Annotated in this window: 10 protein-coding genes and 1 tRNA gene; 9 read left to right on the top strand and 2 right to left on the bottom strand. The window is 68.2% G+C overall.

Annotated features, from left to right (window positions below):
• The first annotated feature begins 106 nt into the window (after positions 1 to 106).
• From ispF to QNJ12_RS21185, 5 genes are all read left to right on the top strand, one after another.
• The gene (gene ispF, locus QNJ12_RS21205) at positions 107 to 598 is read left to right on the top strand and encodes a 2-C-methyl-D-erythritol 2,4-cyclodiphosphate synthase (protein WP_300625758.1); all 492 of its coding nucleotides are present in this window, start codon (positions 107 to 109) and stop codon (positions 596 to 598) included.
• On the top strand, positions 595 to 1,497 hold the full coding sequence (rlmB, locus tag QNJ12_RS21200; RefSeq protein WP_300625756.1) for a 23S rRNA (guanosine(2251)-2'-O)-methyltransferase RlmB: 903 nt from the start codon (positions 595 to 597) through the stop codon (positions 1,495 to 1,497). Before ispF ends, rlmB begins: the two co-directional genes overlap by 4 nt.
• A gap of 38 nt (positions 1,498 to 1,535) precedes the next feature.
• Positions 1,536 to 3,326, top strand: coding sequence for a sortase (locus tag QNJ12_RS21195; RefSeq protein WP_300625754.1), 1,791 nt, complete (start codon positions 1,536 to 1,538; stop codon positions 3,324 to 3,326).
• Between the two features lie 59 nt (positions 3,327 to 3,385).
• Positions 3,386 to 3,461 (top strand) — tRNA-Thr (locus QNJ12_RS21190).
• A gap of 109 nt (positions 3,462 to 3,570) precedes the next feature.
• A complete protein-coding gene (locus QNJ12_RS21185; protein WP_300625752.1) occupies positions 3,571 to 4,707 on the top strand; it encodes a tyrosine-type recombinase/integrase in 1,137 nt (378 codons plus the stop codon).
• A gap of 3 nt (positions 4,708 to 4,710) precedes the next feature.
• Here QNJ12_RS21185 and QNJ12_RS21180 read toward each other — a convergent pair whose 3' ends face one another.
• Together QNJ12_RS21180 and QNJ12_RS21175 are read right to left on the bottom strand one after the other, a co-directional pair.
• Positions 4,711 to 5,115, bottom strand: coding sequence for a PIN domain-containing protein (locus QNJ12_RS21180; RefSeq protein ID WP_300625750.1), 405 nt, complete (start codon positions 5,113 to 5,115; stop codon positions 4,711 to 4,713).
• The gene (locus tag QNJ12_RS21175) at positions 5,112 to 5,288 is read right to left on the bottom strand and encodes a hypothetical protein (protein WP_300625749.1); all 177 of its coding nucleotides are present in this window, start codon (positions 5,286 to 5,288) and stop codon (positions 5,112 to 5,114) included. Before QNJ12_RS21175 ends, QNJ12_RS21180 begins: the two co-directional genes overlap by 4 nt.
• Positions 5,289 to 6,084: 796 nt before the next feature.
• Here QNJ12_RS21175 and QNJ12_RS21170 point away from each other — a divergent pair.
• The 4 genes from QNJ12_RS21170 to QNJ12_RS21155 form a co-directional block, all read left to right on the top strand.
• Positions 6,085 to 6,444, top strand: a complete 360-nt coding sequence (locus QNJ12_RS21170) for a helix-turn-helix domain-containing protein (RefSeq protein WP_300625748.1) — start codon at positions 6,085 to 6,087, stop codon at positions 6,442 to 6,444.
• A 92-nt stretch (positions 6,445 to 6,536) separates the two neighbouring features.
• Positions 6,537 to 9,110 (top strand): MobF family relaxase, encoded by a 2,574-nt coding sequence (mobF, locus tag QNJ12_RS21165; protein ID WP_300625746.1) that lies wholly within the window; start codon positions 6,537 to 6,539, stop codon positions 9,108 to 9,110.
• Positions 9,111 to 9,226: 116 nt separating this feature from the next.
• Complete coding sequence (locus QNJ12_RS21160; RefSeq protein WP_300625744.1) at positions 9,227 to 9,406, top strand: hypothetical protein; 180 nt, start codon at positions 9,227 to 9,229, stop codon at positions 9,404 to 9,406.
• A 226-nt stretch (positions 9,407 to 9,632) separates the two neighbouring features.
• A partial coding sequence (locus QNJ12_RS21155; RefSeq protein ID WP_300625742.1) for an ATP-dependent endonuclease occupies positions 9,633 to 11,021 on the top strand: 1,389 nt, incomplete at its 3' end.

The following is an 11,021-nucleotide window of genomic DNA, read 5'->3' as shown; positions in this document are numbered from 1 at the left end:
GCCGCGTCGTGGTCGTCGAGGGCGAGCAGGCCAATCGCAAGATCACCCATCCGGCCGACCTCGACTGGGTCCGGCAGGCCGCAGGCACCGCCTGATCGGCTTCACGATGAGCGAGCCGGGAATGATCCGCGTCGGGCAAGGGTTCGACATCCATCGTTTCTCCGACGACGCCGACCGCGAGCTCGTTCTCGGCGGCTGCCCGTTCGAGGGTGAACGCGGGCTCGACGGCCACAGCGATGCCGATGTGCCGGCGCATGCCGCCGCGGACGCGCTCCTCGGCGCGGCCGGTCTCGGCGATCTCGGCGAGCACTTCCCCGACACCGATCCCGCGTGGAAGAACGCGGATTCGCTCAAGATTCTCTCAGGAGTTGCCGATCTGGTGAGACAAGCGGGATGGTCGATCGGGAACATCGACGTCAAGGTCGTGTGTGAACGCCCGAAGCTGTCGCCGAAGAAGCACGACATGGAGCGCAACCTCAGCACCGCCGCGGGGGCACCGGTCACGGTCGCCGGTCGGAGAGCCGAAGGCCTCGGCGCGCTCGGTCGCCACGAGGGCATCGCCGCGTGGGCCGTCGCGCTGATCGAGAGGCCGACGTGAGCACGAAGTCGACGAGGGGCCGGCGCGGGCCGGGCCAGGGTCGTGGCGGCCGCGCCGCGGCCGGTCGACGGTCTGGCCCGCCGCGCAGCCGCGGTGCGGGGCGCACCGGCAGCGTCCGGCGCGAGGGCGAGGCCAAGCCACGTCGCGACAAGGGTCTCGGCGGCGAGCAGATCGAGGGGCGGCAGGCCGTCCGCGAGCTGCTCCTGGCGCAACGCAGGAAGGTCCACGAGATCTGGATCTCCGGCGAGCTCCGCAACACCGACGCGGTCGACGACATCGAGGCGATCGCGCAGGCCAACCGCGTGCCGGTCGCCTACGTCGCTCGCAAGACGCTCGAGTCGACCGCCCGCACCGATGCCCCGCAGGGCGTGCTGGCGATGGCGGCACCGCTCCCCGAGGCCGACTTCGCCAAGGCGCTCCGCCGGCGGGGCAAGGCCGCATCGTTCCTGGTGGCCGTCGACGGCGTCACCGACCCGGGCAACCTGGGCGCGATCGTCCGCAGCTGCGACGGCGCCGGCGTCGACGCGGTCGTCGTGCCCCGGCACCGAGCCGTCCACGTCACGCCCACGGTCGCGAAGGCGTCGGCCGGCGCCATCGAGCACGTGCCGATCGCCGTGGTCTCCGGCCTGCCCAGCGCGTTGCAGCGCATCCGCGATGCCGGGATCTGGGTCGTGGGCCTCGACGACGCCGCCGACCGGAGCCTGTTCGAGCTCGACGACCTCGCGACCGAAGGTATCTGTATGGTGCTGGGTGCCGAAGGCGCCGGTCTGTCGAGGCTGGTGCGGGAACGCTGCGACCTGATCGTCAGCATCCCGATGTTGGGTCGGCTCAGCTCCCTCAACGTGTCGGCCGCGGCCGCACTCGCCACCTACGAAATCTCGAGACACCGACAGCACTGATCGTTAGCCTGAAAGGCGCGGACCCGAGGTAATTCGCAATGCCCGATCCCACCGAAACCACCCACCCAGACCAGGTGCTCGCGCCGCACGCGACCGAGCCGTTCGGTCGCCGCCGCTTCATCCAGGGCGTCGGCGCCGTCGCCGGCGCCGGCGTGCTCACCTCGGTCATCCCCGACGGCCTCGCGCACGCCGCCGTCCCGGCCGGCGCCAGCCAATTCAAGCCGCTCCCGACCGCGATCCGCATCGCCGACACCCGCGATCCCTCGCTGGCGCCGTACAACCAGATCACGCCGACCCGGATCCGCGTCAAGGTCGCCGGTCGCAACGGCGTGCCGTCGAACGCCAGCGCAGCCGTGCTGACGGTCACCGCGGTCAACCACAGCCAGCCGAACTTCGTGACGGTCTACCCGACCGGGCAGTCGCTGCCGCTCGTCAGCAACCTCAACATGATGCCCGGCGACGTCAACGCCAACCTCGCCACCGTCAAGGTCGGCAACAACGGCCACGTCGACTTCTACACGCTCGCCGCCTCCGAGGTCATCGTCGACGTGCTCGGGTACTACGAGCCGGTCGACAGTGCCGTTCGCGAGGGTCGCTTCGTCGGTCTCGCCACGGCGCAACGCGCGATCGACACCCGCCCCAACCTCGTCGGCGCGCGCAGCTTCACCGTGGTCGACGTCACTGCGTGGGTGCCGGCCGAGGCGTCGTCGGTCGTGATCAACCTCACGGCCACCGAGACCACCGGCCCCGGGTTCTTCACGGCGCTGCCGTACAGCGTCACGACCGAGCCGAAGACGTCGAGCCTCAACGTCACCCGGGCCTGGGACACCCGCGCCGCCGGCGTGATCGTCCCGGTCGAGACCGTCGGCGGTCGCCGCCGCATCAAGGTCTTCACGCTGACCCCGGCCAAGATCATCGTCGACATCGCGGGCTACTTCACCGGTTCGACGAGCAGCCTGTCGAGCGTCGGCCTGTACGTCCCGCTCGAGCCCGACCGTCTGCTCGACACGCGCGACCCCGGCGAGATCGGCCGCCTGTGGCCGAACTGGGTGGTCGAGGGCAAGCTTCCGGCGGCGGCAGCGGCCAACGCGTCGGCCATCGTGGCCAACCTCACGTGCGTCAACTCGCGAGGCCCGGGCTTCCTCACCATCAGCGCCGCCCGACTCCCGATCCCGCCGACATCGAACGTCAACGTCTCGGCACCCGGCGCCGTGGTGCCCAACCACGTGATCACACCGGTCACGTCGCAGCACGGCTTCCAGGTCCTGTCGTCGCACGGGGCCCACGTGATCGTCGACCTCGCCGGCTACTTCACGGGCTCACCGAAGATCCCCCAGCTGGCGCAGTACCAGAACCCTCCCCCACCCGCGGCGCCGCCCGAGTGGGTGCTGAAGGTTCCGAAGATCGGCCTCACCTCGCAGGTGAAGACCGGTAGTGCGACGGCCATCACGAACTCGGGGCACAGCTGGCACTGGGCCGGCACCGGGTTCATGGGCCAGGAGGCACACGTCTCGCTGTTCGCTCACCGCACCGACGCCGGGGGGCCGTACCGGTACGTGCACTGGCTCGGCCCTGGCGACACGTGGACGGTCACCACGGGTGACGGGCGCGAGTACACGTATCGCTACGTTCGTCGTGACTTGACGAATTCGAACAACAGCAACATCCTGCAGGCCACCCGCAACCATCCGGGGACGACGTTGTCGCTGATCGCCTGCACCGTCGGCTACGACCGCACCAAGTCGGCCTACCCCGACGCCTGGGCGCCGACGAGCCTCAAGTACCGGATCATCGTCACGGGCGAGCTCGTCTCCTGGCGCGAACTCTGAACCGGACCCGGACGATCTGATCCGAACCTCGCGTCGGCCGTTAGCGTGATGCCCGCATCGCCGGGTTAGCTCAGTTGGCAGAGCACTTGACTTGTAATCATGTGGTCGCGAGTTCGATTCTCGCACCCGGCTCCAACGAAAGCCCTGATCAGAGTGCATAAGAGATTGTGCGCTCGTGAGAAGCTCGGCTCCGTGCCCACGGGTTGCCCACGTGCATTCGTGAAATCGAGGTAGCGTCGTCCCCGTGAAGGGGTCGGTCCGCAAGCCTCGAACCGAGGGTGGGACGTGGAGCTACCGGCTCGATCTCGGCCTCGACGACCGTGGCCGCCGACGCCAACAGGAGGTCGGCGGGTTCCGCACGAAGAAGGACGCGCAGGCCGCGTTGAACGAGGCGCTCGCCGATCGCCAGCGAGGCACGTACGCGCCGCCGTCGAAGGCGACGGTGCAGTCGTTCCTCGACGAGTGGCACCAGGGGGTGCGCACCGAGCTGGCGCTCACGGCGTGGACGAACTACGGCCAGATCATCCGTCGCAACATCAACCCGTATCTCGGCTCGAAGCGGCTGACCGACCTGTCGCCGATCGACGTGAAGCGTTGGCACGGCGTGCTGCTCGAGTCGGGTCGACGTGATGGGGGAGCGCTGTCGGTGGCATCGGTGAAGCTCGCCCACCGCATCTTGCGCCGGGCGCTCGCCGACGCGGTGCGGTGGAACCTGATCGTCACCAACCCGGCTGCGGCGACGCGGGTGCCGAAGGGCGAGCCGAAGGAGTTGACCGTGTGGTCGGCCGACGACGCACGCCGCTTCCTCGACGCGCTCGCCGACGACCGGCTCATCGGGCTCTGGACGCTCGCGCTGCACACCGGCCTCCGACGCGGCGAGCTGGCGGGGCTCCGGTGGAGCGACGTCGACCTCGGCGCCGGCACGCTCACCGTCGCGCAGCAGCGGACGACGGCGAATCATCAGGTGGTGATCACCACGCCGAAGGCCAAGAGCCAGCGCCAGTTGCTGCTCGCCCCGGCGACGATCGCTGCGCTGCGGGCACACCTCAACCGGCAGCGACAGGAGCGGCTTGCGCTCGGCCCGGACTGGACCGACTCGGGCTACGTGTTCGCCGATGAGGCCGGCGTCGAGTACCACCCGCACCGCTTCACCAAGATGTTCGAGGACGCCGTGAAGAAGACCGGCGTGCCGAAGATCCGGCTGCACGACACAAGGCACACGATGGCGTCGCTCGCGCTCGAGGCCGGCGTTCACCCGAAGGTCGTGCAGGAGCAGCTCGGCCACTCGGCGATCGCCGTCACCCTCGACACCTACAGCCACGTCCCCCAAGCCGTGAAGCGCGACAGCGCCGACAAGATCGCCGGCCTCTTCGGCGACTGACCGTCAGTCGAGCAGTTCGAGGCCCGGGACGTCTCGGAAGACCTTGTCGGCGCTCACGATCGGTGCGCCGATGTGGACAGCGCTCGCGGCGATCCACAGGTCGTTTGCGTGTGCAGCATCGGCGAGTGGGTGACCGTTGGTTCGGCAGGTGAGTCTGAGCTGAGCGACGGTCGTGAGCAGTAGGTCGTCGACAGGAATCACCGTGGTTGTCGAGATGCGAGACTCGAGTTGGTCTCGGCGCTTGTCGCCCCATCCGGCGAGGAGCGCCCCGAATCTCAGCTCGGCGACCGTCGCCGCCGCGAGGAACAGCTGATTGCCGCTGAGGTGTTTGACGTGCGATGCGAGCCGGATCGCACGTTTCGGAACGAGCGACGCGCTGAAGACGCCAGTGTCGACGACCAGCCTCACGAATCGAGGGCTCGTTCGAACGCCTCGAACTCTTCCTCGGTGAGATCTTCGATGATCAGCTGATCCGCCGATGCGAGAACGGGCGCGTCTCGCAACTGCTCCTCCGTGAGTCCCGGAGGCAGCGTGCTCAACCCGCGAGGGGCATCGTCATCGCTGTGGGCGAGATCGCTCATGTAAACACGCTACAGGAGCCACGATCGCGGACGCCCGGCAGTAGGTCGACCAGGTGTTGTCCGTGCTTGTGGGGGAGCTGCCGGGGTGACGATCGGTGCCCTCCAGCATGCGAAAGCCCCGGCTCCCGTCCTAGACGACCCTTTCAGGTCCTCGGCCTGGCACTCCGGGGTTGATCGACTTCCGCTACGAACAGTACGTAGCAGCTGAGACAACTTTCGGCCGTTGGTCCTCGGAAATCAACCCGGGTCGCAGAGCCCGGGCTACGGTCGTCCGGCCGTCGCCCGGGTCCACTTCTTCAGCCCCTCGGGCCTCAGCGCAGACCAGTCTGAACCGTCGCTTTCGATCCGGCAAGGCCTCGACGCGCAGAACCCGGATTTCCGCCGTCCGGCGGTTCTCCGGGTCCACTTCCGCCGGCGCTGGCCGACGACGATCTCACAGTACTCGCCCGGAACGCACAGGGGCCGGCCCGTTGAGGCCGGCCCCGGGCCTGCCTGACGAAGCGGGCAGGTGGATCTCTGCATCGTACGACGCCCGAACAGCGCGAGACCCGCACTCCGGTCGTCCGGCCGCCATGCGGGTCCACTTCCTCAGCCCCTCGGGCCTCGGCAGTTCCAGTATCCGCTGCTGAGGCCTCCACCGCAAGGGAGTTGCGGGTCTGCCGAGGTAACGCCGACCGTTCCAACCGGCCGGTCGTCAGTCAATCCATGCCGGACGACCTCGGGGCGGACGGGCAGGTCGTCGTCGATGAAACGGACTGCGTTCTCGCCGGCGTGTTGGGAGGTGGAGGTGCATCCCATGACCGCTGCCGACGTCTACATCCAGACCCCACCGCTCCTGACGGCGGAGGAGGCGATGCTCGTGCTTCGCATCGGCCGCTCGAACGTCTACGAGTCGGCGAACCGGTTCCTCGCCACGGGCGGCGAGGACGGCATCCCGTGCGTTCGAGTCGGCCGCCAGCTCCGCTTCCCGCGCCACGCGCTCGAAGCGCTGATCGGTGGACCCATCCCGTGGCCCCTCGTCCATCCCGACGAACCCGACCACGACGACACCGCGTCGACCACCGACAACACCACACCTCCCAACGAGTCGACCACCACCGAACCGACTCACCCACCTCACCCCACGAACAGCACCCCACAACTGTTCACCACCTGACCCCTCACCCCAATGACCAACCACCGAACGATCACACCCGAATACTCAAGAAGACAATTGCCCGCGGCCGGGCGGGGGTCGCGATGCTCCGAGTGAGGGCGATCCACCACGGCGCGTCGAGGGCGGTCGTGAAGTACCTCGACGAGTACCTCACGAAGGCAAGAGGTGAGCCGCCGGGTCGCTGGATGGGTCGGGGCGCTGCACTGCTCGGCCGCTACGACGAGGTCGACTCGTGGGACTTCCAGCGCATCCTCGAGGGCCACCACCCCCGCACCGGCGAGAGGCTCGGCGGCGAGTTCACCACCCGCTACCGGAAGGACGGCAAGGCGGTGTCGTCGGTCATCGGTTTCGACCCGACCTTCTCCGCGCCGAAATCGCTGTCGGTCTGGTGGGCACTCACCGGCGACGAGGGCCTCGCCGAGTGCCACGACGTCGCCGTCGCCGCAGCGATGGACGCGATCGAGCGCCGGGCCGCAACCACGCGTGTCCGCTCGAACGGGACACGGACGTACCTCGACACCGAAGGCCTGATCGCCGCAGCGTTCCGGCAGTCGACCAGCCGGGCCGACGACCCGCAGCTGCACACCCACGTCGTCATCTCGTCCAAGGTCCGCACCGCCGACGGACGGTGGCTCGCCCTCGACGCCCGCAACCTGATGAAACACCAGTCGACGTTCGGCCGGGTGTACCAGGCGGCGCTGCGCGCCGAGGTCACCCGCCGGTACGGGGTGGCGTGGGGCGAGGTGAAGAACGGCCAGGCCGAGATTGCCGGCTTCCCGATCGAGCTGCTCGGCTTGTTCTCCAAGCGCGCCGAGGAGATCGACATCGAGCTGCGGGAGCGGCTCGACGAGTTCCGCTCCCGGGAGGGTCGGGAGGCGAGCCGGTACGAGCGCTCGGCGATCGAGCGGGAGGTCGCCACCGACACCCGGGACCACAAGACCGGCCTCACCGCCGCCGAGCTCCGCATCGCCTGGGAAGCCGAGGCGACCGCCATCGGCTACGGGCTTCCCGACATCGAATCGGGAGTCTCCCGAGCCGCTTCCCGACACCTCCCGACCGGCGTCCTCCCGACTCCCGAGTCGGTCATCGTCGGTCTCGCCGAGGAGCGGTCGACCTGGCAGCACCTCGACGTCGTCCGCTGGCTCGCCGACCACACCCAGGCGCCTCCCGACTGTGACGGACTCACCCGGGCGCGCCGCCTCGACGCGCTCGCCGTCGAGGTGACGGCCGCGTCGCGAACTCTCGACCCGCCCGCGGGCGCGTCGCCGATCCGCCGTAGCGACGGCCGCTCGATCTGGACCGACCCGACCGAGACGCACGCGACGAGCGACCTCGTGCTCGCGCAGGAGCAGCGAATCTCGACGTGGTCGCTCGACGCACAGCAGTCAGAACCGACGTCGGCACCCATCTCGGCCGATGGACTCGACCCCGGCCAGCACGCGGCCGCCGAGGCCGTGGCGGGAGCCGACCCGATGGTGCTCGTCGTCGGCCCCGCCGGCGCCGGCAAGACCACCATGCTGCGCGCCGCCGCCGGGCGACTCGGTCACGACCGACGGCCGGTCATCGGCCTCGCGCCGACGGCCAAGGCGGCACGCGTGCTCGCCAGCGAGACGGGCATGCCGGCCGACACAGTCGCCAAGTTGCTCCACGAGCACCGAGCCCGACCCGAGCAGCTCGACGTTCCCAACGGCGCCACAGTCATCATCGACGAGGCAGGAATGCTCGGCACCGCCGACTTCTTCGAGCTCGTCGAACTCGCCGACCGGCACCGCTGGCGACTCGTCCTCGTCGGTGACCCGCAGCAACTGAGCGCCGTCGGCCGAGGCGGCATGTTCGCTCACCTCTGTGAACGCAGTCGGGTGTTCCACCTCGACCAGCTCCACCGGTTCACCAACGAATGGGAGTCGGATGCCACCCTCCGGCTCCGAGCCGCCGACACCTCGGTCGTCGCCGAGTACGCCGAGCGCGACCGCCTCGTCCCCGGCGACCTCGACGACCAGATGGCTGCGATCGCCGACCACTGGTTCGACTGCCGCCGACGAGGCGTGAGCCTGTCGATCACGACGACCCGCAACGACGATGTCGACCAGATCAACCGGCACATCCAACGAGGTCGACTCCGAGCCGGTCAGCTCGACCCGGACAGCGGCATCTTCATCGCGGGCAGCCCAGCGTTCGTCGGCGACGTCGTAGCAACCCGCCGCAACGACCGGACGTTCCGCTCCGGCGACGACGACTACGTCCGCAACCGGGAACGTTGGACGACCGAGGCAATCGACTCGGACGGCTCGCTGACCCTCGCAGAGGGCGACCGCCGAGTCGTGGTGTCAGCCGACTACGCCAAGCAGTTCGTCGCCCTCGCCTACGCCACCACCGAGCACGGCGCGCAAGGCATCACCACCGACGAGAGCATCACGCTCGTCACCGACGCCACGACCCAACGCGGCCTGTATGTCGGAGCGACGCGCGGGCGTCAGCGGAATGCCGTCCACGTCGCCGCGCCCGACCTCAAGCACGCGATCGAGCGCCTCGAGTGCGTGATCGAGACCGACCGAATCGACGTCCCTGCGATCGAGAAGTGGCGCCGTCTCACCAAACGGGTTGGCGCCTCGGCTCGTGCGACGCCTCGGAGCCCAGCTATCGCCCTTCCGGTTCCAGAGCTGTAGCCGTGGGGAGGCCGATCGTTGACCACCCAGGAGAGCTTCCGCCTCGGTCGCAGGCTGAGCGTCCAGAACGGTTCGCTCATCATCTCTGTCACACCCATCGCGGATGATGGGCTTCGATGGAAACGAAACAGCGGGTCGACCGCCTCGAACGAATCTGCCGGATGCAGCAAGCCCTCCTTGACCACCAGCTCAACCTGATCAGCGAACTGCGGTCCCGTGTTGGCATGGGAGGAGGGACCCACATGCTCGACGACCAGGACTGGAACGCCCTCAGCACTGAGGTGCGGAACCTCTGAACAGCGATGGTATTCAGGCACGGCCGAGACTGAATCCGTGCAACGATAGGGGGATGTCGGGGATCGAGCAGCACGCCGATGCTCCGAGATGGATTCCCAGTTGCCGCAACGACTTAAGCGTCCGATGCCGTGCGGGCCGGCACGCGATCCATCCCGCCCGCCGGTCGTTCGCAGGTTCGGCCATGAGCCAGGTGCTAGTTCGACGTTCCTGTGCAAGGGACTATTCGTGAGACTGAAGCACATCACGATCGAGAACTGCGCGTGGTGTCCAGCCATGTCCGTGGACGTGCGCGAGCATCTGGTCCTCGTTGGCCCGAACGAGTCCGGGAAGAGCACCGTTCTTCGCCTCTTGGACGCTGCTCTGGCCTGGTCGAATGGCCGGCTCCTGAATGAGCTCTCGCCGGGAGCCCTACGCGTCGCTACGGATCCGCTCGTGGTGCGTCTCACTCTTGCCGACCTCGATGCCGACGCTCAGGCGGCGTTCCCGGACGAGATCGAGGTTCTCGCGGACGGCTCCTTTGCCCTTACCGTGCGGCTGGAGGTTCGCCAGTCGGTTGATGATCCCGCAGCGGTCGAGGTGCAGCGCGAGTTCGTGAAGGACGGGGGTCCGCCGATTCCGATTCTCTCCCGTCATCTCACACATCTGCGGTGGGCACACCTTCATGCAACTCGCTCCGCCGAACGCGAACTCGGACGCTCGCGTACTGGTGCTGTGGGCGCCCTCCTCGGCGCAGTCGACCTGGGCGAAGATCACGCCGCAATCCTGAGTGCGATCGAGTCCCTGAACGCGAGCCTCGCGGATGCGGCCGCGTTGGAGGCCTTGCGTGCTCAGATCGCAACGGCACTCACCGAGGTCTATCCGGTTGCAGTTGAGGTGGACGACGTAGCCATTCAGTTGCCGTCGAGCCACGACCCGCTCGGTGACGTAGACGTCCGACTTGCCCCCGGAGGAGGCGACCCAGTCGGGCTCCTCGAGCAGTCCGACGGCATCCGCTCGTTGTCAGTAATCAGTCTGCAGCTACTTGTTCGCGGGGGCGCAGCCATGACTGCGATCGATGAGCCTGAGATTCACCTTCATCCGCGGTCTCAAGCGCGGATTGCAAGGCTGATCGCGGACAAGCCCGGTCAGCGACTCGTCGCCACTCACGCCCCAGCCGTCGTGCGGGCGTTCCGGCCGAGCGAAGTGGTCGCGCTCACCTCAGACGCCGCCCGCTACCTGCCTGCTGGGGCGGTCGAGTCGGACCCGAAATTCTACAGCCATTGGTGGGTCGACTCGGTTCTGGAGCCGTTGACGGCGCAAGGCGTCATCCTCGTCGAGGGTCCGTCCGACGAGACCATCCTGCGAGCGGTTGCGCGCCTGAAGGCGATCGACTTGGATCGGAAGGGGATCTCCGTCGTTGCGCTCGGAGGTGCGAACGAGTTCGTCAATGCATACAAGCTGTTCGGGCCAGCAGGGTTCGGACTCCACGTCTCCTCATTGGTCGACGAGGCCGAGGCAGGCATCCCAGCCGGTGTGCTCGAGGTAGACGTCGCTGATCTCCCGGACCACGGCGTGTTTGTAGCGAAGGCAGATCTTGAAGCGGAGTACGGCGACGTTCTCGGACGGGAGCGGACT

It is taken from the genome of Ilumatobacter sp., assembly GCF_030065885.1.
Classification (GTDB): domain Bacteria; phylum Actinomycetota; class Acidimicrobiia; order Acidimicrobiales; family Ilumatobacteraceae; genus Ilumatobacter.
This window is presented reverse-complemented; position numbering and strand designations above follow the sequence as displayed.